We start from the raw sequence: 26,092 nt of genomic DNA on the forward strand, positions 1-26,092 counted from the left end.
AGGGAGATATCCATGGCGTTACAATTGGACCAGCATCCAGAAATGAAGGATATGGAAAATTTTTACGAGAAAATCAGTGAGAGCGGACTGATCCCAAGAAAAATCTCCGCTCTTTATCATATTTTAAATGATGTGTTGGGAACAGAGAAGGTTTCCAAAAAGATTCAGGAAACGGGGCTACAGGAATTAATCCATTCGGAAAAGGTGGAGGATCGAATTTTGGCACTTCATCGCATTGTATTTGATTCGGAGGAATCAGAGGAAATGTCCAAAGAATCCAATATAAAGCTGATTCTCAGCCGTATTGAAGAAAAAATTGCCGATATATTGGCGCGAAAGACGGTGGAGTATAGAATTGAAAGGGAAACCCTAGACAAACTAGAACGTAAGCAGAAGCAGTACATGGAAGAAATAAAGATGCAGATTTTGAAAAGCACTGCAGGACCGGAAAATGCATATACATTTAAAAAATATGCTCTTCTGGAAAAATTGGAGTCCAAAAAATTGACCAGATCAGCCATGGAGCTTTTCCGGCCCCAAAGATTGGAGGATATTGAAGGACAGGACAAGGCGATAAAGTCTCTGGTATCTAAGATTGCATCCCCTTTTCCACAGCATATCATTATTTACGGTCCTCCGGGGGTAGGGAAGACGACGGCAGCGAGGCTTGCTTTAGAGTATGCAAAAAAAATGAAACATACACCCTTTGCAGAGGATGCCAAGTTTGTAGAGGTAGATGGAACGACTCTACGATGGGATCCCAGGGAAATTACCAATCCCCTGTTAGGTTCTGTCCATGACCCAATTTATCAAGGAAGCAAAAAAGATCTGGCTGAAGTGGGAATACCAGAACCAAAGCCTGGTCTTGTAACGGAAGCCCATGGGGGTGTATTGTTTATCGATGAAATCGGAGAATTGGATATAATGCTTCAAAATAAGCTGTTAAAGGTTTTAGAGGACAAAAGGGTCGAGTTTGAGTCTGCCTATTATGATCCCGATAATCCGGCTGTGCCCCTCTATGTAAAGAAGTTGTTTCATGAGGGAGCTCCGGCCGATTTTATACTGATTGGGGCAACTACAAGGCAACCCCACGAGATCAATGGAGCTTTGCGGTCAAGATGTGCGGAAGTATATTTTGAACCTTTGACGGCACAACATATCCAAGATATTGTAAAGAAGGCAGCAGAGAGATTATCGGTAAAACTGGATGAAGAAGTTGCAGAAATCATCAGTCAGTATACAGTTGAGGGAAGGAAAGCCATCAACCTTCTTTCCGATGCTTATAGCATGGCTCTGTATGAGCAAGGGAATCAGAAGCATATCTGCATTACAAAACAACATATATTCGAGGTTGTGCAGATGAGCCGATTGACACCGGTCGCAGCCTGCAAGGCCAGTAATATGCCGGAAATAGGGAAGGTCTTCGGGTTGGGGGTCAATGGGTTTTTAGGCTCCGTACTGGAATTGGAATGTGTAGTTTTTCAGGCAGCCGAAAAGGGAAGGGGCAGCCTCCGGTTGAATGATACGGCCGGTGCTATGACCAAGGATTCTTTCTTCAATGGGGCTTCCTTGGTGCGCAGGATGACAGGGGAACTGCTTTCAGATTATGATGTTCATGTAAATGTGATTGGAGGAGGAAATATCGACGGTCCTTCTGCGGGAGCTGCTATTGTGACCGCCATCATCAGTGCCATACAGAATCGGAAGATACGACAGGATACAGCAGTTACAGGAGAAATTTCTTTACGGGGAAGAATTAAGCCTGTAGGAGGCATCAATGAAAAGATCTACGGGGCGAAGCAGGCAGGAATGAAAAAGGTGATTATTCCAAGGGATAATGTAAAGGATGTCCATCGCCAATGGGATGATATGGAGATTATTCCTGTGGAAACCATAGAGGAAGTTTTACAGATCATGTTTGTAAGCGTTGTGTAGGGGGGGACATGTATGGAATACTTGGGTAGAATTCCGCCGCATAATATCGATGCGGAGCAGTCGGTGCTGGGAGCCATGATCCTGGATCGGGAGGCCATTATTACGGCTACGGAGATGATTCGGGGAGAAGATTTTTATAAAGAGGCCCATCGGGAAATTTTTGAATCCATTGTGGACTTGTATAATCGGGATGAGCCCGTGGATATGGTTACCCTAGCGGAAGAATTAGCCCAACGTCAGATTCTGGATGCCGTAGGAGGTATCAGTTACCTGGCTGGCTTGTCTTCCGCCGTACCTACCACCACCAATGTAAAATATTATGCCAAAATTGTAGAGGAAAAATCCATTCTTCGCAAGCTTATCAAGGCTTCGGCCGAAATCTTGGAAAAAGGATATCAAGCAGAGGATGAAATCAATCATATTTTGGACTTAGCAGAGAAGAATATTTTTGATATTTCCCAGAAAAGATCTCAAGAAGGCTTTCATCCTATCAAAGAAGTCCTTTTGGAGAGCTTTAATAAAATTGAAGAGCTTTATCAAAATAAAGGCGGCATTACGGGAATTACCACAGGATTTACGGACATAGACAGGAAAACTTCGGGACTTCAACGCTCAGACCTGATTTTGGTTGCTGCAAGACCTAGTATGGGGAAAACCGCTTTCTCCCTCAACATAGCGCAGAATGCTGCTTTAAAGGGCGGTGCATCGGTGGCTATATTCAGTTTAGAGATGTCGAAGGAACAGTTGGTACAACGTATGCTCAGTGCCGAATCCCATATTGAGATCCAGAAAATCAGAACGGGAACCCTCAGTGAAGATGAGTGGCCAAGATTGGCCAAAGCCATGGGGCCTTTGGCTCAGGCCAAAATCTTTATTGATGATACCCCCAGCATTACGGTAATGGAGATGAAGGCAAAATGCCGCAGGCTCAAGATGGAACATGGATTGGATATGATTATGATTGACTACCTGCAGTTGATGTCCGGTGATGGAAAGGCTGAAAGCAGGCAGCAGGAGATTTCCTCCATATCCCGTGCCCTAAAGGGCTTGGCCCGTGAAATGGACTGTCCTGTGGTTGCCCTTTCTCAGCTTTCCCGTGCACCGGAGCTGAGGGCTGACCATCGGCCCATTCTTTCCGATCTGCGGGAATCCGGGGCTATTGAACAGGATGCGGACCTGGTGATGTTTTTATATAGGGATGAATATTATCATCCCGACAGTGAAAAGAAAAATATAGGAGAAGTCATCATTGCCAAGCAGCGGAATGGCGCTACAGGAACGGTAGAGCTGGCATGGCTCGGACAATTCACGAAATTTGCCAATCTTGAAAAGTATAGAGAATAAAAAAACAGTTGTTTGAAAAATGCCATGGCCGGAAATAAATAACCTTGATGGGAGGATAGATCGGTAGAGATAATCCATCGATGGTAGGATGGCACAGCAAGATGATAGAGAACTGAAGTGGAGGGCTCTGCATCATGTGGATTGCAATAGGAGAGAAAACCAGGATTAGGAAGCTATTCAGGGAAGATGTGGATCAAATGCAAAATTGGGGAAGCCATAGGGATCCCCTCTTTTTTCATTATAATTTTCCCTATCTGGACACAAACGAGAGGGATGAATGGTACCGGTCGAAAACGGGCAAGTTTAGAAAAAAGAGCTTTGCCATTGAGAATACAAGGGGAGAAGTCATTGGCTTTCTTTCCATACGGGATATTCAGTGGATAAAAAGGGAATCCGAATTGGGCATTGTTTTAAATCCCGATTGTATGAATGAGGGGTATGGGACCGATGCTATCAAAGCCTTTTTGTACTATTATTTTCAAGGGATGAAGATGAAGACGATTACTTTAAGGGTAGCCCATTTTAATGAAAGGGCTATCCGATGCTACTGCAAGTGCGGTTTTGAGGTGATTGGTGAAGAGGAGATGGCCTTTGAAGATCAGAGGGCAGAGATTTTTTACAATCCCAAATACCATGATCTTCAAAAGTTATTCACAAGGACAAAGCAAGGAATGGCAACGAAATACATGAGAATGGCTCTAAAGAAAGAGAATTATGAACATCGTATCAACAGCCTGTCCACAAAAACTGTGTGGAAATGTGAATAAAGTTGTGGATAAGTGAAACAATGCTAGAGCAACTGCACAAAAATCTATGATACAATCTGGGGATAACGAGGATTTCCTTAGACAATGTTGGAAAAAGATGATATAATTGACAAGGGAAAATAAGATGATAGCATTATGTAACTGAAAACGAGTTTCAATATCTGAAAAGAGGGTTGTGGATGCCTAGGGAGAAAATCAATATAAGCTTGAATCAGTTATTATCGTCTTTATCCATTGCGTTGGATTTGGCCCAGAATAGAAGTCATGAACATGCTCGGAGAACGGCCTATATTTCATTGAGGTTGGCAGATAAGATGGCATTGGATGTCAACACAAGATCGGATATATATTTTGCTTCTCTACTCCATGACATTGGGATGTCAGGCGCTTTGTCAAAATATCGTATCGAAGAATTTCACAGAAATCAAACTTTGAAAAAACTTCATGCGGATAACGGATTTGAGCTTATACAAAAACTGCCTTTCAGTAAATTTGTTGCGGACGCTATCCTGTTTCATCATGACCATTGGGATGGTACCGGTGTCAATGGATTAAAGGGAAATGAAATTTCTTTGGGGGCCCATATTATCCATGTGGCTGATAGTTTTGATATTCTACTTCATCGCAGGGATTGTTCCTATGAATCCAGAAAAGTGATCATGGAAAAGATAAAGGAAGGGGCAGGGACCCAATTTCATCCCGATGTGGTGGAGAGCTTGGTGGCCATTGCAGAAACGGAAAAATTCTGGATGGACTTGCAGTACCATAATATGCACCCTATTTTAAACAAGATGGAACCTGTTCGGACGGTAACCATGGATGTTTCGGATTTAGAAAAAATTGCCGAGGTTTTTGCCCTTTTGATCGACAATAAGAGTGAATTTACCTATATGCACTCCCAGGGCATTTCCTATTATTCTAGAAAAATGGGAAAGTTTTTGGGATATAACGAGCTCAAGTGGAGGAAAATCGGCATTGCAGCTTATCTTCATGATTTGGGCAAGTTGGCAATTCCTAATGACATTCTGGATAAGCCGGGGGCTCTCACACCTCAAGAATTTTTTAAAATCAAAGCGCATCCCTACTATACAAAACTGATTCTTAATCAAGTGGAAGGTTTTGAAGATATTGCCCGATGGGCAGGAAACCATCATGAAAAACTGGATGGAGAAGGGTATCCTGAGTGTTTGACGGGAGATCAGATTACGGAAGAGGATCAGATTATTGCCGTAGCAGATATTTATCAGGCTTTAACGGAGAATAGACCCTATCGCAGGGGACTCAGAAAAGAAGAGGCCTTGCAAATTTTGGATAAATTAGTAAAGGGCAAAAAAATTATGAAAAAAATCGTGGATTGTTTAGAAGCAGTAATTTAAAGAGATACTAAGGGCATGGAAGGCTGCATCCATTGATGGAGTCCCTCTAGAAAATATTGTTTGTTTTTCTTTGAAAAATGGTATAATGGTAATGGATTGTGAAATCAAAAAGAGGAGGAAATCAAATGGCAAAAATAACAAAGGACATGATTATTGCCGATGTACTGAGAATGGATAGAGCCACTGCTCCCATATTCATGAGACACGGTTTGCACTGCTTAGGATGCCCTGCATCTTCTATGGAAAGCATTGGTGATGCTGCAATGGTTCACGGATTAGATGTGGACGCTTTATTAAAAGATTTAAATGATTATTTTGAAAACAAAGGGGAGTAATTTTTTCAAGGTGCCTAGGGAAACTTAGGCACTTTTTACATATATAGATAAGCAATTCTACAATTGAATATTGCTTGTTCAGTTCAATAAATTTTTTTGTTGCATCTACCAGCTACCAGTCATCAGTACTGGCAACTGATAACTGGCGACGAACTGTTATTCAAAAAATATAACTTTTTACAGTAAATTCAATTTTGAAGTTGTAAATCTATAGCACAAAAGATAATAGATAATGCAAAAGACTGCAGGCGAAGGTATATTTCATGAAAGTTTGCGTTATATTACCCGTAGAAATATGAATATATGGGAGGGTAATATGGCATATTCCTTGAAAATTATCATTGTCTTTATTTTTATTTTGTTTAGCTTTAGAATTCTAGGGAAAAGGCTGGTATCCCAGTTAACCAATTATGACTTGGCCAATATTTTCGTTCTCAGTGCCATTGCAGCCGGGCCGTTAATTACTTCGGATTTTGCTTTGGCATTGACAGGCATGGGCGTTTTTATGGGATTGCATTTGCTTCTGAAGGTATTGGGCATGAACCATAAAATGAGGGAATATATCTTAGGAAAATCTAAAATGCTTATTGAAAAAGGAAAAATATCGGAAAAAAATCTAAAATCTGCAAAACTCACTTTATCGGAGTTGGTGGATGAGTTAAAAGATTTGGGGTATACCAATGTAGCCGATGTAGAATTTGCCATTTTAGAAAATACGGGCAAAATAACTGCGGTACCCAAAAAGGACAGCAAAATGGCCAAAGGCAAGGAAATCTGTTCTATAAAAAATGCTGAAGCGCCGGCAAAAATGGAACCCCAGGAGTAGATGAAGTTGATCATGCAATCGTTGATAGAGAAGGAAAAACAAATCTTTCATGTTACGAATAAAAATATATCATAACAAATAAATATTCGGTTTTTTATTGACTATATAGGGTGAATTTGATACTATAAATTGTGTGCGTTCGGAAATTAGGAAGGATAGATCTGATCATAGGGAGCGTCGTAAAATAGATAGGATAAATATTGGTAAAGGAAGGTGTGGGTTATGTCAACGGTTGTGGTCGTAGGAGCCCAATGGGGAGACGAGGGAAAAGGAAAAGTGATCGATTATCTGGCAGGGGAAGCAGATGTGGTTGTAAGGGCCCAGGGAGGAAATAATGCAGGACATACGGTGGTGGTGGGAGATACAAAATACGCGTTGCATTTGATTCCTTCTGGAATTTTATATCCTGAAACAATCAATATCATAGGAAATGGTGTTGTATTTGATCCTGAAGGATTTTTAATGGAAGTTGAGAAACTGGAAGGGCAGGGAGTGAAAACAGATAATATTAAAATCAGCGATCGAGCCCATGTGATCTTTCCCTATCATAAGAGAATTGATGCACTGGCGGAGGCTTCCAGGGGAGAAGGAATGATTGGCACCACAAAGAAGGGAATCGGTCCTTGCTATATGGACAAGGTAGAGCGTTCCGGCATCAGGATCTGCGACCTTATGGACAGAGAAGTATTTATTGAAAAGATAACGAAGCAAATAGAGCAAAAAAATGAAATTATAGAGAAAGTCTACGGCGGCGAAAAGGTGGATAAGGATGAAATCATCAGAAACTATTTAGAATATGCAGAACGTATTCGAAAATATGTGGATGATACGACGGTAATTCTATATGAAGCCATTCGAGCCGGCAAAAAGGTGTTGTTTGAAGGGGCCCAGGGAACATTGCTGGATGTGGATTTGGGAACTTACCCCTATGTAACCAGCTCCCATCCCATATCAGGAGGTTTTACGGTAGGTGCCGGCATTGGACCGACCATGATTGAAGAAGTGGTAGGAGTCATCAAGGCTTATACTACCCGAGTAGGCAAAGGACCCTTTGTCACAGAACAGGACAACGAGATCGGTGATCGAATCAGGATAGCGGGCAATGAGTTTGGTACTACTACAGGAAGGCCAAGAAGGTGCGGCTGGTTCGATGGGGTAATGGTGAAATATGCAGCCAGAATTAACGGGCTGACTTGCTTATCCATGATGCTTCTGGATGTATTGACAGGTTTTGATAAAGTTTTTATCTGTACGGGTTATAAGATCGGGGACAAGGTCATTGAGCATTTTCCTGCCAGTCTGGAGGTATTGGCCAAATGTGAACCGATTTATGAAGAGATGGACGGATGGAAAGAGGATATCAGCGGCTGTACTTCCTATGAGGCCTTGCCGGAAAATGCACGAAAATATATTGAACGCATAGAGGCCCTCATCGGCATTCCGGTGAAGATGATTTCCGTAGGACCGAAAAGAAAACAGACGATGGTTCGGGATAAAATTTTCAGATAAAAATAGACCCTGGGGTATGATTTATGACTCCAGGGTCTGTTGCATATGCAGGAAATGCATAAAAAAGAGATATGAGTACACCAATCTCACATCCCTTTTTCCTATGTAATGGAGCTGGCGAAGGGAATCGAACCCCCAACCTGCTGATTACAAGTCAGCTGCTCTACCGTTGAGCCACGCCAGCAAAAGATGGTGACCCATCCGCGGCTCGAACGCGGGACACCTTGATTAAAAGTCAAGTGCTCTACCTGCTGAGCTAATGGGTCCAACTGTTTTGTACCACAGTTATATATATTACACCATCAAACAGCATAAGTCAATAAAAATACACTATTTTTTTATGGAAAGTTTTGCAATTTTATTATCTTTCCCAGCGAAGGTCTTTGCCATAGAATTTGAGGATGGTAAATTCTCCAAAGATTCTCGAGGATACCCTATGGCTGTATATATTTGCTATTTCAATGGGAGATAAATTGGTGGATATCAAAATTTTCTTTCCTTGAACTAACCTGGAATTGATGATATTAAAGATTTCTGTATTGGTAAAAGAGTTGTTCAGTTCTGTACCCAAATCATCAATAATCAACAGGTCGCAGTCAAAAAGAAGCTGGTAACTGGTTTCTATGTCTGGAGTTCTCTGGTTGTTAAATTTATAATCCTCCAGAATCTCTAAAATTTTAAAGGCTGTTTGGTAGATGACAATTTTTCCCTTATCCAGCAAAGCTTTGGCGATGCAATTGCACATGAAGGTTTTGCCCAACCCCGTCGCTCCGTAGAAAAACAGATTTTCTTTTGGCTTTTGATCAAAATTGATGACAAACCCCTCGCAAATACTCAGGATATTTTGCATATTTTGTTTTGGTGTAAGCTCTTCATCCTTGTATTTGCTGTCTGAAAACAGCTCTAAGTTAAAGGTTTGAAAGTTTTCCTTTTCTAAAACCCTGGACATATTAGACATTTCATAAGCACGGTTAATCAGCCGTTGTTTAAAGCAACTACACTTTTCTCCGTCCGGCCCAAAACCTGTATCTTTGCAGGTACTGCACTGATAGTTCAGCTCCATATAATGAAGGGGAAAATTGTTTTCGGTCAAAAGAATGGCTTTTTCCTGTTTCAGCCGATCCATTTTCTCCTTGATGTACCGGAGGGACTGTTCATAGTTTTGGGGATTGGAAAGGATCGTCTTGGCTACCAGCATTCCGGTCTTGCCGATTTCCTCGTCAATTGCCTTGATTCTGGGTACTAAGCTGTATACATGCTTCTTTCTTTTTTCCAGTTCCTTATGCTCGAAATCCCTTATCTTTTCGTATTCCAGCAATATGTCTTTCACAAATTGATGGTACAAGCTTAACACCTACCTTATTTCTTTTTTCTCAGCAGCTCTTCCAGTTCCTCATTTGTATATTCAAAGGGGGGTTGTTCAAAATTATGGAAACGGTTTGTTGCACGCCGGCTCTGCTTCTTAGCGGGAGATTTTTCCCCCGAGCGTTGTTCGGGAATATCTTCTACGGACCTTACATTGTTATTTTTCCAATCTGCCAAAATGCCGTGAATGTAGTTGATATTAGGATTAGAGGTTTTTTTGGAGTTTTCGCAGGCTTTTAAGATCAGCTCCATACTGAAGCCCCATTCGTCCAGCCAGGTATCCATGGCCTTCCTTTCTGCCTCGGAAGGTTCTCTGAAACGAAATCCCAAGGCTTTGAAAATCTTGCTGTACTGCATGTATCTTTCATCGGTTTTGGAAAGGTATTCCTCCAATTTTTGTCCGTTGGTGATACCGTGATCATACCAATTTCTGATGACAGCACCTACATACTTGACGTTTTTGATGTTTTTTTGCTGTACGCAGTACATGAAAGCCTGGATGATCAAGTCGGGATCCATGTTATAGTTGTATATCCATTCCAGAATCTCCATCATCTCATTGGGAACAAGACTTCGCCGTATAAGCTGATTGATATGGTAAAACATTTCTTTGATCTCCGGAACTTTATTGGCCTCAATCAGATCGGCCGGAGAACAGGTGTAGGAGCTTTTTGCGGTATTTTCATTGGACGTGCTCTGAAAATGATTATGTATATATAACTGTTTTAGGCTTAGGAATTCAACGGCAAATTGGGATTTATCCTCCGGATCGGCGGCATGTTTTTTGATAATACCTTTTTTTTCCCAGAAATCCCAAGCATCCAGAACATCAGACAAAGGAATATTCAAATGCTTGGCAATGGTATGATGATCTACAGACAAAGAAGTATCTTTATCATAGGCATATTTGTATCCCAGTAGATATACCTTTACATAGGTACCGTTGGCCATAGGCATAAAATCATTAATAAATATATTCTCAATGGGGGTATCGCCTAAATCGAAATCCGCTATTTGCTTGATAAAACGCAATAACCTCATCCTCCCTTTTTACTGAAGATATGGACTGATTCCATTATATCATAACTGCAAAGAAGAATTTAAGTCGAGAAACAAAATATGCACATATTGGAAGGCTGGCGACATATAGTTTATATAAGCAGAAAAACCGGAATAGGAGGGGTTTGTTTGATAAAATTACAATTGAACAAAAGATTTACTGCCCTCACGGTAGTTTTCTTCATATTGTCTTTATCTTTATTTGCAGTAAAATTGCATGTATTGGAAAGGATTACATCTGTCTATTCCAACGGGAAGCTGCTTTCAGAGAAAAATATTCATGCGTATGATATGGAGGTTCAATTGGACCCTGCGGAGAAGATGCTAACGGCCCGCCAGAAGATCCATTATGTCAATCATGCAGATCGGCCTTTCCATACCCTGTATTTTCATCTTTACCCCAATGCCTTTAAGCTCGAGGAAACGGTGCCTTTTGAGAAAAAAGAGATGGGATTAGCCTACCCCAAGGGATTTGAACCGGGATACATACAAATTACATCGGTAAAAAGCAGGGATGAGGCCTTAAGCTATGTGGTCATGGGAAAAGGGGACACGATTTTAAGAGTAAATTTGATCAAGGAATTGGAACCAAGGGAAACCATCGATTTGGATATAGATTTTGCTGTGAAAATTCCTCCCAGCTACGGCAGATTTGGCTATGGTGAAAATACCATCAGCATAGCCAATTGGTATCCCATCGCTGCTGTATTTGACCATAAGGGATGGAATTTGGAGCCCTACTATGCCATTGGAGATCCCTTTTATAGCGATATCGCCAATTACAGGGTTTCTATTGCTGTGCCTCCCGAATATATTGTAGCTGCCACGGGGAATATCACAAAGAAAGAAAATAAGGACGGCAAGGTTGTATGGACCATGAATGCCAAGACCGTTCGAGACTTTGCCATGATCATTAGTGATAAGTATAAAATCATGGAAGATCAGGTGAACGGTATTAAAATTTTTTCCTATTATTTTGAAGACAAATATGCAGATATTGCCTTAAAAACGGCCAGGGATGCCATCAAAATATTCAGTGAATGCTTCGGGAAATACCCCTATGAACAATTTTCTGTGGCAGCGGCAGATTTTTTTATTGGAGGGATGGAGTATCCCAATCTTGTGTTCATCGATGAAGGGCTGTACAGGGGAGAGCGGCAGGACATATTGGAATATGTCATTGCCCATGAGGCGGCCCACCAATGGTGGTACGGCATTGTGGGCAATGATGAGGTAAACGAGCCTTGGCTGGATGAAGCATTGACGGAGTATTCTACCTTGCTCTATTACGAAAAGAAGTACGGAAAAGAAGTAAAGGATCAGATTTATAAAAACATGATTGTCCATTATTATCATACCTATAGAGAACATCAGCCCGAAAGCAATGAAACGGTATACAGGAGCTTGCACCAGTTTAAAGATTCTATGGAATACCAGGTGATGGTGTATTATAAAGGGGCTATGTTTGTAGAGGATTTGCGGCAACAATTAGGGGATGAGGAGTTTTTCAAGCTTCTGAGGGTGTATTTTGATAAGTATAAATTTAAAAATGCCAATACGGAAGATTTTATAAAACTTTGCGAGCAGGTAACGGATAAAGGATGGAGAGATAATTTTAAAGCGTGGCTTCGATATCATCAGGAATAATATAAAAAATTTCACATAGAATAGTAGCAAAGGGGTTGTCCATTTTATGGAAAATCCTATTTTGTGAAAAAATTTTGTTCCATGAAAATTTTGATGGATGCTAAAATTTAAGATAATCCGGCAAGCAGGGGTGATGGGAATAAGGGTTGATAAAACTAGAAAGTATTGATATAATGAAAAAGCTTAAGTAAATATTACATTCATGTTACAAAAATTTTTAAAGGATCAACATAGTGTGAAAGATATAGAAAATGCAAACCTATAGAAAAGAGGAAGGGAGCTTTTCCAATGCCTATAAACAAATTCCATGAGCATGTGAAAAGGTGGATATCACGGAATTACATACGCTTGACGAGATATTGGATGGGTCTCCATCGAAAAGACCGAAAAAAGATTGCCCTAGGATCTGGGGCGATTGCTTCGATGCTGTTGTTATCCATTTTCATCCACTACCACAATATGGCCTATGCTGTGAAAGTGGACGGCAAGATTGTGGGAATCGTTAGAGAAAAAGAGGATTTTTCAAAACTTGTGGAAACCATGCAAGCAAATTTGCATCGCACATATAATAAAGAGATTGTCTTGAATCAAACCATTGTCTATGAAAGGACGAAGGCGAAAAAGAAAGAATTGACGGATAGCAATGCCTTAAAAAAGGCTGTAAAAGAAATGATGCATTTTCAGGTAAGGGCCTACGGCATCAAAGCCAATGGGCAGGTGATTGCTTGCCTGTCTACGAAGGGAGAGGCAGAAAAAGTTTTAGATGAGATCAAAAAAATATACACCGACAATTCCAATGCAGTCTATGGGCAAGTGTACTTTGGAGAAAAGGTTGAAATCGCAGAGGTTGTATCGGAATTCTATGATCTGAAAACCACAGAAGAGGCCCTAAAGCTGATTCAGCAGGGAACCGATGAAATACGGGTGCATGAAGTGCAAAGCGGGGAGAGTTTCTGGACCATTGCGAAAAAATACGGGTTAAGGGTTGAGGATTTGGAAAAGGCCAATCCAGGCATCAATCCTGAAAAACTGCAGCTGAAGCAAAAAATCAATTTGGTTGTTCCAAAGCCCCTATTAACAGTGGCTACGGTGGAAAAGGTGAGATATGAAGAAAAGATCCCCCGTGAAATTGTGATGGAAAATACTTCTGCACTGTTTCAAGGAGAGAAAAAGATAAAAATTGAAGGAAAAGACGGGAAAAGGGAAGTCATAGCAGAGATTGTAAGACATAACGGAATAGAGATTGAGAGAAGGATTTTGGAAGAAAAGATGATTGTACAGCCGGAAAAGCAAGTGGTATTACAGGGCACCAAAAAGAAGCCCCTGACGGTGGCTACGGGTGTCTTGGCGAATCCTACAAGGGGCAAATTGACTTCCAGATTCGGCTGGAGATGGGGAAGAAAACATGAAGGGATTGATATTGCGGCGAGGATTGGAACGCCTATCTATGCGGCTGACGGAGGAAAAGTTATATTTTCCGGCGTAAGGAGCGGGTATGGCAAGTTGGTAATTATTGATCACGGCAACGGAACCCAGACCTATTACGGACACAATAGCAAGAATCTTGTGGCAGTAGGAGATAAGGTATATAAGGGTCAAAAAATTGCTGAAGTAGGAAATACAGGACGAAGTACGGGGCCCCATCTACATTTTGAGGTAAGAAAGAACGGGCAGCCGGTAAATCCATTGAAATATGTGCGATATTAAATAGAAATAGCCTGACTGAAGCGTCAGGCTATTTGCTTGTAGACAAACCTTTGAGATTTGGCTTCCTGCTCAGACCTGCGCCGCTTTTCTAAATAAAAAAAATGAAGAAAAAAGCGGCTTGCTGATTCGCGACGAAGCCTAAATCTCAAGGGTTCTTACTTATTCTATTACTTTTTCTATAGACTGATAGCCTGACTGAAGCGTCAGGCTATTTGCTATAGAAGGAACAAAAACATGATCAGGAGGCTGGGGTCAAAGGTGAAACCTGGCCTAGGCCGTCGCCGAGGAAAGGATGGTCTGGGCCTTTTAGAATGAGGTGTATCCGGCAGGGAAATTTCTTCTACTCCTAGGGCTTTATTGACATTAATGATTCCGGACCCTCCTGCGTTTCTTGATTGAGTGATAGGGACAGCAGTATTCATGATTTTGGCTTTTACGGCTGACGGCGATAGATTGGATTCCTTTTCATAGAGCAGTGCTGCTGCCCCGGCCACCATAGGAGCTGCCATGGAGGTTCCAGAATGACTGACATAGGCCCCTGGTCCTGTATTGGAAAGGGAGGTGATATCTACGCCCGGTGCTACCACATCGGGTTTCATGATGCCACCGGGGGTAGGACCCCTACTGGAGAAGTTTGCTACAAAATCATCTTCATAGGTGGATGTACGGTTGTCATCTACGGCGCCTACAGTAATCACAGAGGGAGCAATGCCGGGTGTGGTGATGGTTCTGGGATTGGGCCCACTGTTGCCTGCAGAAACAACGACGGTAAGCCCGTTTTTTACTGCTGCTTCTGCTGCCCTGGCGAGAGGATCATCACGGTATGAGGCATCGGCGGGAGAACCGAAGGACATATTGATTACCCGGATATTATACTTATCTTTATTGTCAATGACCCATTGAATGCCTGCCACAATATCAGAAGTGGTGCCGCTGCCTTTTTCATCCAGAACTTTCACACCGATGATGTTGGCTTCGGGGGCAATGCCTTTATATCGCTCGTTGCTGTAGCCGTTTCCGGCGGCAATGCCTGCCACATGGGTGCCATGGCCGTCATCGTCATAGGGATGTGTTCTGTTATTAATAAAATCTTTAAAAGCCACGATGCGATTGGTAGGCTTCACCAGATCATTATGAGGATATACCCCTGTATCCAATATGGCAATGCCGATGCCTTTGCCCGTATAGCCTGCGTCATGGACTAAGCCGGCGTTGGCAGCCAGAGAAGCCATATCCATGCATTTGAATACCTTGGCATCATCATTGATATACTGGACCATATGATGGGCTGCAACTTGATCAATGGATTCTGCAGGAATCTCGGCGGCAATGGCATGGATAACGGGCAGCTCATATTTGATCTTCCCTCCGGCTTTTACGATGCATTCCCTTATATGGTCACAATTGCCATGGCTATATACAATGACCGAAAGGGTCTGTTTGGATCCTGCCGCAATACGCTTTAATACTGTGGGATGGACAAATTTGGTTATTACTCTATTTTGATTCATCATGCTCACTCCATATCATTTATTTTCAATACCAATGTATGCCGGCATGTCATAAAGTGTTCAAAAGGAAGAAAATAAGATGAAATCAGGGGTGAGGCCAATGAAATTCCTATTATTGCTAGTGAAGTTGACATAACATTATGTTATAATATCGGTGTATCTCCTCATATACATACCCTGAAAAAAGAATCTGGGTTTTGAATCTCTGGACATAAATCCCAAAGGATTTAGCCATCAGGTTCCTTGGAAATTTTGTGCGGCATTGATCCTGACCTATGGCAGGTTAGTTTTTCTGCCGCAAGTTTTATAAAGGGGGAGGAGATGCAGATGAAAAGAGTATGCATAAGAAAGGGGAAAGTTTTTCTACTGCTTTTCCTAGGTTTTGCCTTGATCTTTAGGGCTTTGCCCATGGAGACCATGAAAGTAGGTTTATATCCTCTTTTTCGAGAAGTGCAATATCGTATCATAGCGTACCGGACAAGGGATTTTGGTGTGAGGGAAACGGAACATTTTATTATAAAGTACCAGACAAAAGATGACGAAGTGTTGGATCTTATCGCGGAAGCATCGGAAAGATATTACGATGATGTAAGCCGTTTGTTGGACTATTATCCGAAAAAAAAGACGATCGTGATTGTCTATGATGATCCGGCGAAACTGATGAAAAATACAAACCTAAGGCAAGGAAAGCCTCCTATGGGCGTATATTACGCCTCTACAGTCCAAATCCTATCCCCGAGATTATGGGTTCCCGAAAATGAAGACATGCGGGAGATATTCTTGAATGAGGGGCCTATGGTCCATGAATTTGCCCATTTGCTGGTGGATGACTTAGCCAAGGGAAATTATCCCCTGTGGTTTACGGAGGGAGTTGCACTATATCAAGAATATATTCATACAGGATATGAATGGGGAAAGGATTTGGAATTTGAAGGCGCCCCTTATACAATAAGCCAAATGACAGAGAATTTTCATCAACTGGATGAAATGTTGGCTTACAAGAGATCCTTTGAAATGATGAAGCATATGGTGGAAACCTATGGACCTGATGGACTAAATAAAGTTTTAAGGGCCTTGGGCAGAGGGGAAAATTTTTCCGATGTACACAGGGAGGTTTTTGGTAAAGAAATTGAAACAATCTATGGAAAATAGCGTCAAAAAAGCAGGATATATTGGTGCAAATATATCCTGCCAGATCTATGTGAAAAGGAGGAGACGAAATTTCTATAGATAGATTTCTGCAGATAGGAAGGGAAAATATAGATTTTGGCGAAAAAGGTACATCATGGAGAAAATGTGGAAAAGTACTTATGAAGAATATAAGTTAATGTCATTATACCCCAACTTGTAGGTTGTGCATATGGGTTGATTGTAGGATTCGTCTAGTACAAAAGTCTTAAAATATTTTGTACGGCAGCAAAAGGATTCGAAACAAAAAAAAAGAATATTATCATAAAAAGTGAAAAAATAATGAGGTGAAACGGCATGAAAAGGAAAGTGCTTGTCGTAGATGATGAAAAACCCATTTCGGATATTTTGAAATTTAATCTGGAAAAAGAAGGCTATGAAGTGAATGTTGCCTATGACGGAGAAGATGCAATCCGAAAAGTATATCAATTTGAGCCCGATCTCATTTTATTAGATATTATGCTGCCAAAACTGGATGGGTTTCAAGTATGCAAAAAAATTCGAGAGAACTTGAATACTCCCATTTTGATGTTGACAGCGAAGGAAGAAGAGGTGGATAAAGTACTGGGGCTTGAATTGGGGGCCGATGACTATATTACAAAGCCCTTCAGCATTCGGGAATTGATGGCTAGGGTAAAAGCCAATATGCGAAGAATGGAATCCAACGGCAATCACCAAAAGGGTCAGGTTCTTTGCTTTGGCGATTTAAATATTGATTTGAGCAAGTATGAAGTAAAGAAAGGACAGCAAGTGATTGATTTGACATTGAGGGAGTTTGAATTGCTGAAATTTCTGGCCACCCAAGAGGATCAGGTATTTACAAGGGAACAATTGCTGGAAGAAGTATGGGGATATGAATATTATGGAGATATCCGCACCGTAGATGTTACAGTGAGAAGATTAAGGGAGAAAATAGAGGATAATTCCAGCAACCCTCAGTATATCCAGACGAAAAGAGGCGTAGGATATTACTTTAGGAGGGCGTAAGATGTTTCGAAGTATTCGATGGAAGTTTATTACCATCTATTTTCTTCTCGTGTTTATTGCGATGGTAATTGTGGGGGTATTTATCATTCAGCAGTTTGAAGGCTACCATCTGGGAGTTGTCAGTGAAAATTTAACCAGAATTGCCCGGCTGAATCTGCTTCCAAATGTTGAAAAAATAGGGGATTTGGATGCCAATCGAAAAGAAATCCAAGACATTATCGGAAAGGCAAGCATCAATGAGGAAATTATTGTAGTGAATCGTAATTTTAAAATTATTGCTAGCAGCAACGACAGCCTGTTGGATAGGAACATTGTAGATATTGTGGATGAACAGTTGATTACTGACGGATTTCTAGGACAAATCGCGGAAAAAGATAGTTTAATTAAAAATCGGGACACGGTGATCAATGTAAAAAATATGGTTTTTCCAATCAAGGCTGCCAATGGTGATATTCAAGGGGTTTTGTACCTGCGTTCGGACTTGTCGGATATTTATGCAACCCTCCGCAAATCCACAATCATTTTGACCCAGGCAACGGTGTTGGCATTATTGATCACGGTGGTCCTAGGTTTTTTGATAGCCAGGAGCGTAACGGAACCTATTACCGATGTTACGGTGAAGGCAGCAAAAATGGCCAAAGGAGATTTTGATCAGGTGGTTGAAGTGAAGTCCGATGATGAGATCGGACAATTGGCCAACATGTTTAACTATTTAACGGAAAAGTTAAAGGATACCCTTTCTGAAATCTCCAGTGAGAAAAGCAAGATGGAAACCATTTTGAACTATATGGCCGACGGCCTGATTGCGGTAAATCTGCAGGGGGAAGTAATCCATGCCAATCCCAGTGCCCGAAGGATGCTAAGTTTGTCAAGGGACGCGCTGATTCAGGAGCCTTATGATGATTTTATCGGAGAACTCAATAAGAAGCTAACCCTTGCCTATTTGGACGAACACAACCCAGACTGGATGGGAAGTGAAATCCTTCGGGTAAATGATTCTATTTATCAAGCCAATTTCGCCCCTTTTAAAGATGAAAAGGGCGATAAAGCCGGAATTGTTATGGTGCTGCAGGATATTACTGAAAGGCAGAAGCTTGACAATATGAGGAAGGAATTTGTAGCCAATGTATCCCATGAACTAAAGACGCCTCTGACCAGTATTAAGAGTTACACAGAGACTTTGTTGGAAGGAGCTCTGGAGAATCGGGAGATGGCAGAACAATTTTTAAGGGTAATCAACAGTGAAGCAGACCGTATGGCAAGGCTTGTCAGGGATTTGCTGCAGCTTTCCAGCTTAGACTATAAGCAGGTGAAATGGAATAAAAAGGATGCAGATCTTGTGCAAATTGTCAAAAATTCCGTGTTTAAATTAGATATGACTGCAAAAAATAAGAAGCAAAAGATGACGTTGATTACCAGCGAAGATAAAATGATGGGCTATTTTGACAGCGACAGGATTGAGCAGGTGATTTTGAATGTACTTACCAACGCCATTAAGTATACGCCCGATGGGGGAGAAATTAAAGTTTTTCTGGAAAGAGTGGACAATCAGAGCATTGTCCGCGTGAGAGATAATGGCATCGGTATTCCTAAAGAGGATCTTCCAAGATTATTTGAAAGATTCTATCGGGTAGACAAAGCCCGGTCTAGGGAAATGGGGGGAACAGGATTAGGGCTTTCTATCGCCAAGCAGATTATTGAGGCCCATGAGGGAAGGATCTGGATCGAGAGCGTTTATGGAGAGGGAACAGAGGTGATCATTCAATTGCCCCTAGAAGAAAAAGCTTGTGTAATGGGAATTTAAAATGGCTGTAATCTGTTTGTAATATTTATAGTATATAATGTAAGTGTATCATGATGATTGTGTACACTGGGAGGAATTGCGATGTTAAAAAAGGTCGTCGCTGGGGCACTGGCTGTGATTATATTAGGAACAGCGAGTGTAACTGGTCATGCTGCATCAAGTAAATTATCATCTTATCAATATACCGGAACGATAACGGAAGGCTATGTAAAGATTATTCAGCCTACGGGAGACATTATTTTTGAAAACAATGTGCTGATTTCTGTACAGGTTTTCGATAATGCCACTGTATCTTTGAAGATATACAAGCAAGATGCAGTAAAAGCGGACGATGTGAAGATAGAAGAAATTACTGTGGGTGATACTACTATCAAGGGAGCAGTTGTGTTTGGACCCGATAAGGTGGAACAAGGGGAGAATTTGAAATTTTATCAAAAAAGAATTAGACTGTCCCCGGGAAAATATGCCATTGTATTTGACATAAGAGATAAAAACGGCAATAAAAGAGATGCTGTCGTAAAAGAATTTACGGTGAAGAATAAGGAAGAAGAAATGAGCAAAACTTTAAATAGTATCCAGAATACAAATCCCCTCAATTTAATTTATAAATAGGGTATGGGGAGTGATCACCGAAATGCGTAAGGAGAGCTTTAAAACAATACTGCTCGCAGCATTAGTTGTTTTAAGTATAGCCCTTACCCGGCAACTGTGGATGAGTATTCCAGTCACATCTGGTATTCCTTCTTCAAAAGAGACTGATCTTGATACAAACCGGAAACAATTCAATAATACAATTGATATTTCTGATGTTATCAACCCCCAAAGTTTTACAGTTAACTTTGGGGGTGTAAATCATACGGTACTTTTTTCCGATTCCCATAGGATCTGGAAGGAAATCCTACCGATGATCAAAGGATATTTTGAAGATGGTGTGACCGTTGAAGAAATAACACCGGAGCGATGGGTAGAAATCCATAATGTTAGGGCCATCCAGGTAAATTTTGGGTATAGCATGCCTATAGGTGTGTTAAGAAATCTTGCCCAGGGAAAAGAAACAGGAATTTATGGGAAGATTTCTGCCATAAGCGGTATTTTGATTCCTATTTCCGAGGATGGATTGATTTACATATGGGATAAGTCCAACGGAAAATTTTATAAAGCCGTTGGAAGTATGAGCAAAGAAAAAATTGCTGCCATTATTGATCAAATCGAAGAGGAAAACAGCATCCATGAAAGGAAATTTGAAATTCCAAAGTACGATTACTATTATTCCATTAAAGTTTTGTTTGATGTGAATAACCATGTACTTGTTCCTTTGCATGTATCGAAGGGAATACCGGAGATTAAGGTTGTAAATGAGATTGATATGGATAATTTAAAACAGGTAGATGCCTTTGCCAGTACCTTTTTTGGAGAAAACTTTGATTTTGTAAAAAAAATCATCGGAACCAACAATTCGATAACCTACATGTATGGGTATGGACGGAAAGTATTGAAGGTGGATGCTTTCGGAGGACTAGAATATGTGGAAGAATTGGACAGTACAAAAGCTCTTGGCACTGGAGAACTGGGAGAGTCTGTCAAGGCGGCTGTGCAATTTGTTTTGTCCCATGAAATTACACCAAGCCATAATATATATTTAAGAGACATTAAAATCATTGAGAAAGATAAGAAAAAAGGATATTTGCTTCTCTTTACCAATCGCATTAATGGGTTGCCGGTGTATGTAAAGGACAATCGGATGCAGGCACCCATTGAAGTAGAAGTGTTTGGGAAACAAGTTACTTATTTTAAGAGGTTTTTGACAAGGGAAAAGATCGATATAAGTTTTATAGAAGATACGGATAATTTGCCTATGTTGTTGACACCCCAGGAAGCTTTAGTGGAAAATTTTAATACGATTAAAAATCATATGGGGCTATCCGGTGAAGATAGCAAAGTGTTTAATGAGATTTTGGCTTCCGTACGATCTGTAGAGCTTTGTTATTATGACTATATGAATGGAGAAAGAGGCAAACTGGCACCTGTCTGGAGGCTTCAACTGGGTGAAGACATATATTTCTTTGATGGCTATAAGGGGAAAATCATTAGCAGGTTTAAGGGATAAGGAATGGTGAAGGCATTATGGATTGGTCAAAGGCAAAAAATATACTGATTATCGCATTTACCATTACGAATATTTTTCTGATCATCAATATAGAAAAAAATATGCTCGCCAGTAAAGGTATGCCAATGCCAATCGATAGAACTGTTGAAAATGTTGTCCGTATATTGGAAGAAAAAAATATGAAAGTGGAAGGGGATATTCCTAGACATATGGCACCTATGGCCGTATTGGAAGTAGCATATGAAACCTATGATGAGGATAAAATGATGAAGCTTTTTGGGGGGCGTAAAGATGCTGATCCAAACGGCAGGGGACAGGTAGAGATTATCAATGGAAAAATGCTGGTTTATACCAATTCCGGTGCAAAAGGCACAAATGGTTCAATGGATCATAAAAAGGCATTGAATGTGGCAGAAAAATTTTTAAGGGCCTATGGATTTATGAAAAGTGACGTGGATCATTGGCGTACTGTCTATCATGAAGAGGGCTATGAGATCATATTTAAACAAAAATATAAAAATACTTTTTTGGAAGAAAGTTATATGAAGGTGGTGATCAGCAAAACAGGTGCTGTGCGGTTGTTTGAAAGGATATGGTTAAGACCTTTGAAGGCCGGAAGTCATAAAAATGAAATTATACCATCTACCAAGGCATTGCTGAAATCTGTTGAAAAAATGGGAAACCCGGAAGAGGAAAAAGTGATTACGGATATTGCATTAGGTTATCGCTTTGATCCGCCCAATTGGCAAAATGTAAAGTCAGGAACTGCCTTTCCTGTATGGAGGATTGTGCTGAAAGAAGGGGATGTGATCTTTATCGATGCCTATGAAAATGATTGATTCTATGAAAAATAGGACTGAAAAAGAAAAGGGAAATTTCACGATATACTTTTTTGATTTTTTCCTTGTTTAGCAACAAAATCTTCTTTATTTAGAATGGGGGAAGATTTTGTTCTTTTTTTTGAATAAAAACAATCATTTCCATATAATTACTACTTATCAAATGGAAACAATAGTGATATAATGAGGGAAGGTTGACATATGATGTCTTTGGAAAACTATGGATATTCTTTTAAAATACTGTCTTTTTATAAGTTTACATAAATCGTGCAATTATGGATTGAAAGGGTTGAAAATAACATATGGAGAAATTTGTTATCGAGGGTGGACACAAATTAAAGGGAAAAGTAAGCATTAGCGGATTCAAAAATGCGGCAGTGGCGATTATACCGGCTGCTATCCTTGCAGGGAATCGATGTACCATCGAAAATCTTCCCAATATCAAGGATGTGGAAGTGCTAGGGGAGATGTTGCAAGAGCTTGGCGGACAAGTGGAATTTGACGGTAAAGCAAAGACAATGCATATAGATACCAGTATGATTCAAGAATGCTATGCACCCTATGAGATGGCTAAAAAGCTTAGAGCATCCTATTATCTTTTAGGTGCTGCTTTGGGAAGATTCAAAAAGGCAAGGGTTGCCTATCCAGGCGGGTGCGATATTGGGACAAGACCTATTGATCAACATATCAAAGGCTTTGAAGCCTTGGGGGCAAAGGTAGAGATTGAGCATGGAATTGTCCATGTAGAAGCCGAGGAGCTGACAGGGGCAGAAATATATCTGGATGTAGTCAGTGTAGGGGCTACGATCAATATCATGCTGGCAGCCTGTAGGGCAAAAGGAATCACCATTATTGACAACGCAGCCAAGGAGCCCCATGTGGTGGATGTAGCCAATTTCTTGAATGCCATGGGTGCTGACATTCGAGGAGCCGGTACCGATGTCATCAAAATCCATGGCGTGGAAGAAATGAGGGGATGTACTTACAGTGTCATTCCTGACCAGATCGAGGCTGGAACATTTATGATTATGGCTGCTGCCACCGGCGGAGATGTGATTGTAGACAATGTTATCCCGAAGCACTTGGATCCTGTTACAGCCAAACTGAGAGAGATGGGCGTGGAAATAGAGGAATACGGGGAATCTATCAGGGTGATTGGTTGCCATAAGCTGAAAGGGTGTAATATAAAAACTTTGGTGTATCCTGGATTTCCCACGGATTTGCAGCAGCCCATGTCGGCCCTGCTTACCCAAGCTCAGGGGACCAGCATTGTGACGGAAACAATCTATGAAGGCAGATTTAAACATGTGGATGAGTTGAAACGTATGGGCGCAAAAATCAAAGTCGAGGGAAGAGTAGCCGTGATTGAGGGTGTAGAGTGTTTATCCGGTGCTACTGTTGCCGCCACGGATTTGAGAGCAGGTGCTGCCCTGATTGTTGCAGGATTGATGGCAGAGGGAATTACGGAGATAGAAAATATCCATTATATTGACCGAGGGTATGAAAATATAGAACAAAAATTGATGCGCCTGGGTGCCAAGATCCATCGTAAAAAAGAGATATAGACAGGCTGTATGTAGTCGCCTGTTTTTTCCTTTTGGAGGAATTATAGACGCACATAGAATTGGAGGACGCATATGGGATTTCGATTTTGCTCATTAGCCAGTGGCAGCAGTGGAAACTGCCAGTATATTGCCAGTGAAGAATACAGGATTTTGCTGGATGTGGGTCTAACCGGGAAAAAAATTATTCAATGTCTTGAAGGTATTGGGGAAGAAATCGGGAAAATAGACGGGATTTTGGTCAGTCATGAGCACAGTGATCATATTCGAGGAATTGGCGTATTATCCCGGAGGTTTCATATACCGATCTATGCAAATACTAAAACATGGAATGAAATCAAAGATAAAATTGGTGTCGTCCATGAGGAAAATATCCGTGTGTTTCATACAGGGGAGCCCTTTGCCATCGGCGATATTCGTGTCAAAGCCTTTCCTATTTCCCATGATGCGATGGAACCTGTGGGCTTTTCCTTTTACCATGATCAGGGAAAGATCAGCGTAGCTACAGATTTGGGGTATGTGGACGATCGGATCAAGGCAGAGATCCAAGATTCGGACTTATTGGTCCTAGAATCCAATCATGATGTGGAGATGCTGAAAATGGGAAAATACCCATGGTATCTGAAGAAGAGAATTCTAGGGGACAAGGGGCATATCTCCAATGAGACAGCAGGGAACGTCATTGCGGAAATGATGGAAGCCAATGCTCCTATCCGCCATGTGCTTTTAGCCCACTTAAGCAAAGAAAACAATTTTCCAGAGCTGGCTTATGAAACAGTGAGGGGAATATTGGAATCAAGAAAAATCAAAGTAGGAATGGATCTAAATATAGATTTAACTTATCGGGATCGGGTAAGTAAAGTATATGATGTATGCAAATCATTCTAGAGAAAGAAGGGAAGCCTATGGATTATCATGATGACCATCAAAATCAGGATGACTTCCAAAGAAGGATTGCCTTTCAGGAAATGAACGGAGAAGAGCAGGAAGAACGCCATCCCAGCTCCAGGTATTATGTCAGCAGGCCGAACCAAACGTATTATTATAGGGAAAAAAGGATGCCCTATTTTACTATCATGCTGGTGGCTTTGATTGCTGCCATGCTGGGGGGAGTTATCGGTGCTTATATAGGGCCTGCCTACTTATATGGAAAGTACATACCTGATCCGCAAGGAAAGGGCATGAGTCCCCAACCTCAGATTGAAATTGTTACGAAGGGCGAAGAATTGGGTGTGATACCTGCTGTGGCCAAAAAAGCCATGCCTTCTGTGGTAGGCATTACTACGGTTACCGTTCAAAGAGATTTGTTTTTCGGCACTCGAAGAGGACAAGGCGTAGGCACAGGGGTCGTTGTGGACAGCAGAGGATATATCTTGACCAACTCCCATGTGGTGAATGACGGCAAGAGTGAAGAGGTAACGGTACTGCTTTATGACGGCAAAAGCTTAAAGGCAGATGTACTGTGGAATGACCCCTTGCTGGATCTGGCAGTATTAAAGGTAAATGCCCAAAATTTAACGGCGGCTGCTTTAGGAAATTCCGATCAGATTGTAGTAGGAGAGACGGCGATTGCCATAGGAAATCCTTTAGGTCTGACTTTTGAGAGAACCGTTACTTCAGGAATTATCAGCGGTTTGGAGAGAAGCATTCCCATAGGAGAGTTTGAAAGCATCGAAGGGCTGATACAAACGGATGCGTCCATCAATCCTGGGAATAGTGGCGGGCCGCTTTTGAATGCGAAGGGAGAAGTTATCGGGATCAATACGGCGAAGATTCAGACGGGAGAAGGTTTGGGTTTTGCCATCCCCATTAACATTGCAAAGCCTATTGTAGATGAATTTATTGAAAAAGGGGAATTTGTCAAGGTCCAGTTGGGTATTCAGGGAATCAATGTGCAACAATACATAAGAAGCTATGGAAATAATCTGGGAACAGAACAGGGTGTGTTTGTCTATAGGGTAACCCCCGATTCGCCGGCGTATAAAGCAAACATGGAGGATGGGGATGTAATTGTTTCTATGGATGGACAAAAAATAGACACCATGGGGCAACTGGTGAGAAAATTGTATCAATATAGACCCGGGGATAAGGTAACTGTGGGCATCATCCGAAGAGGTAAGAAAATGGAGCTTGGGGTGACCTTAGAAGCTGCACCGAGGGGTTAAAAATATGGTATAACAGCGGTGGGATTGTGACAGAATAAAAAAATAATGCATATGGAGTG

At 41.2% G+C, this 26,092-nt stretch carries 21 protein-coding genes and 2 tRNA genes; 18 read left to right on the plus strand and 5 right to left on the minus strand.

All coding sequences use genetic code 11. The annotated features are described in order from the left end of the window. Nucleotides 1-12 precede the first annotated feature (12 nt). From lonC to AN619_RS14135, 7 genes are all read left to right on the plus strand, one after another. Complete coding sequence (gene lonC, locus AN619_RS14105) at nucleotides 13-1,935, plus strand: Lon family ATP-dependent protease (RefSeq protein ID WP_068557905.1); 1,923 nt, start codon at nucleotides 13-15, stop codon at nucleotides 1,933-1,935. Nucleotides 1,936-1,947: 12 nt separating this feature from the next. Next, nucleotides 1,948-3,279, plus strand: coding sequence for a replicative DNA helicase (gene dnaB / locus AN619_RS14110; RefSeq protein WP_068557906.1), 1,332 nt, complete (start codon nucleotides 1,948-1,950; stop codon nucleotides 3,277-3,279). Nucleotides 3,280-3,413: 134 nt separating this feature from the next. Beyond that, on the plus strand, nucleotides 3,414-4,046 hold the full coding sequence (locus tag AN619_RS14115; RefSeq protein ID WP_068557907.1) for a GNAT family N-acetyltransferase: 633 nt from the start codon (nucleotides 3,414-3,416) through the stop codon (nucleotides 4,044-4,046). A gap of 179 nt (nucleotides 4,047-4,225) precedes the next feature. Further along, nucleotides 4,226-5,422, plus strand: a complete 1,197-nt coding sequence (locus tag AN619_RS14120) for an HD-GYP domain-containing protein (protein WP_068557908.1) — start codon at nucleotides 4,226-4,228, stop codon at nucleotides 5,420-5,422. A gap of 125 nt (nucleotides 5,423-5,547) precedes the next feature. Continuing rightward, the gene (locus tag AN619_RS14125; protein WP_068557909.1) at nucleotides 5,548-5,757 is read left to right on the plus strand and encodes a DUF1858 domain-containing protein; all 210 of its coding nucleotides are present in this window, start codon (nucleotides 5,548-5,550) and stop codon (nucleotides 5,755-5,757) included. A gap of 316 nt (nucleotides 5,758-6,073) precedes the next feature. Further along, complete coding sequence (locus AN619_RS14130; RefSeq protein WP_068557910.1) at nucleotides 6,074-6,583, plus strand: DUF421 domain-containing protein; 510 nt, start codon at nucleotides 6,074-6,076, stop codon at nucleotides 6,581-6,583. Nucleotides 6,584-6,805: 222 nt separating this feature from the next. After that, nucleotides 6,806-8,092, plus strand: coding sequence for an adenylosuccinate synthase (locus AN619_RS14135; protein ID WP_068557911.1), 1,287 nt, complete (start codon nucleotides 6,806-6,808; stop codon nucleotides 8,090-8,092). Nucleotides 8,093-8,201: 109 nt separating this feature from the next. Here the strand turns inward: AN619_RS14135 and AN619_RS14140 are convergent. The 4 genes from AN619_RS14140 to AN619_RS14155 form a co-directional block, all read right to left on the minus strand. Further along, nucleotides 8,202-8,276: transfer RNA gene (locus tag AN619_RS14140), tRNA-Thr, on the minus strand. A gap of 6 nt (nucleotides 8,277-8,282) precedes the next feature. Beyond that, nucleotides 8,283-8,358 (minus strand) — tRNA-Lys (locus AN619_RS14145). A 95-nt stretch (nucleotides 8,359-8,453) separates the two neighbouring features. After that, a complete protein-coding gene (locus AN619_RS14150; protein ID WP_068557912.1) occupies nucleotides 8,454-9,437 on the minus strand; it encodes an ATP-binding protein in 984 nt (327 codons plus the stop codon). A 14-nt stretch (nucleotides 9,438-9,451) separates the two neighbouring features. Further along, a complete protein-coding gene (locus AN619_RS14155; RefSeq protein WP_242867414.1) occupies nucleotides 9,452-10,498 on the minus strand; it encodes a DnaD domain-containing protein in 1,047 nt (348 codons plus the stop codon). Nucleotides 10,499-10,645: 147 nt separating this feature from the next. Here AN619_RS14155 and AN619_RS14160 point away from each other — a divergent pair, with 147 nt between their 5' ends. Further along, nucleotides 10,646-12,163, plus strand: coding sequence for a M1 family metallopeptidase (locus AN619_RS14160; protein ID WP_068557914.1), 1,518 nt, complete (start codon nucleotides 10,646-10,648; stop codon nucleotides 12,161-12,163). Between the two features lie 288 nt (nucleotides 12,164-12,451). Continuing rightward, entirely contained in the window at nucleotides 12,452-13,870 is a 1,419-nt protein-coding gene (locus AN619_RS14165; protein WP_083525161.1) for a M23 family metallopeptidase, read from the plus strand. A gap of 215 nt (nucleotides 13,871-14,085) precedes the next feature. Here AN619_RS14165 and AN619_RS14170 read toward each other — a convergent pair whose 3' ends face one another. After that, complete coding sequence (locus AN619_RS14170; RefSeq protein WP_068557916.1) at nucleotides 14,086-15,381, minus strand: S8 family peptidase; 1,296 nt, start codon at nucleotides 15,379-15,381, stop codon at nucleotides 14,086-14,088. Nucleotides 15,382-15,708: 327 nt separating this feature from the next. Between AN619_RS14170 and AN619_RS14175 the strand changes: the two genes are divergently transcribed. The 9 genes from AN619_RS14175 to htrA all read left to right on the plus strand — a co-directional run bounded on the left by AN619_RS14175 (nucleotide 15,709) and on the right by htrA (nucleotide 26,033). Beyond that, nucleotides 15,709-16,533: a peptidase MA family metallohydrolase gene (locus AN619_RS14175; RefSeq protein WP_068557917.1), complete on the plus strand. Its 825-nt coding sequence runs from the start codon at nucleotides 15,709-15,711 to the stop codon at nucleotides 16,531-16,533. Between the two features lie 333 nt (nucleotides 16,534-16,866). Next, nucleotides 16,867-17,556 carry a response regulator YycF gene (yycF, locus tag AN619_RS14180; protein ID WP_068557918.1) on the plus strand — a complete coding sequence of 230 codons (690 nt, stop codon included), beginning with the start codon at nucleotides 16,867-16,869 and terminating at the stop codon, nucleotides 17,554-17,556. Nucleotide 17,557: 1 nt separating this feature from the next. Next, nucleotides 17,558-19,360, plus strand: coding sequence for a sensor histidine kinase (locus AN619_RS14185; RefSeq protein WP_068557919.1), 1,803 nt, complete (start codon nucleotides 17,558-17,560; stop codon nucleotides 19,358-19,360). Nucleotides 19,361-19,441: 81 nt separating this feature from the next. Continuing rightward, nucleotides 19,442-19,972 (plus strand): hypothetical protein, encoded by a 531-nt coding sequence (locus tag AN619_RS14190; protein WP_068557920.1) that lies wholly within the window; start codon nucleotides 19,442-19,444, stop codon nucleotides 19,970-19,972. Between the two features lie 22 nt (nucleotides 19,973-19,994). Next, on the plus strand, nucleotides 19,995-21,467 hold the full coding sequence (gene yycH / locus AN619_RS14195; RefSeq protein ID WP_068557921.1) for a two-component system activity regulator YycH: 1,473 nt from the start codon (nucleotides 19,995-19,997) through the stop codon (nucleotides 21,465-21,467). A gap of 17 nt (nucleotides 21,468-21,484) precedes the next feature. Then, nucleotides 21,485-22,306 (plus strand): two-component system regulatory protein YycI, encoded by an 822-nt coding sequence (gene yycI, locus AN619_RS14200; RefSeq protein ID WP_068557922.1) that lies wholly within the window; start codon nucleotides 21,485-21,487, stop codon nucleotides 22,304-22,306. 302 nt (nucleotides 22,307-22,608) lie between these two features. After that, nucleotides 22,609-23,871 carry a UDP-N-acetylglucosamine 1-carboxyvinyltransferase gene (locus tag AN619_RS14205; protein ID WP_068557923.1) on the plus strand — a complete coding sequence of 421 codons (1,263 nt, stop codon included), beginning with the start codon at nucleotides 22,609-22,611 and terminating at the stop codon, nucleotides 23,869-23,871. Nucleotides 23,872-23,943: 72 nt separating this feature from the next. Continuing rightward, nucleotides 23,944-24,756 carry an MBL fold metallo-hydrolase gene (locus AN619_RS14210; RefSeq protein WP_068557924.1) on the plus strand — a complete coding sequence of 271 codons (813 nt, stop codon included), beginning with the start codon at nucleotides 23,944-23,946 and terminating at the stop codon, nucleotides 24,754-24,756. A 17-nt stretch (nucleotides 24,757-24,773) separates the two neighbouring features. Continuing rightward, entirely contained in the window at nucleotides 24,774-26,033 is a 1,260-nt protein-coding gene (htrA, locus tag AN619_RS14215) for a serine protease HtrA (RefSeq protein ID WP_068557925.1), read from the plus strand. Nucleotides 26,034-26,092: the final 59 nt, after the last annotated feature.

The sequence above is a fragment of the Thermotalea metallivorans genome, from assembly GCF_001562415.1.
Taxonomy (GTDB): Bacteria; Bacillota; Clostridia; order Peptostreptococcales; family Thermotaleaceae; genus Thermotalea; species Thermotalea metallivorans.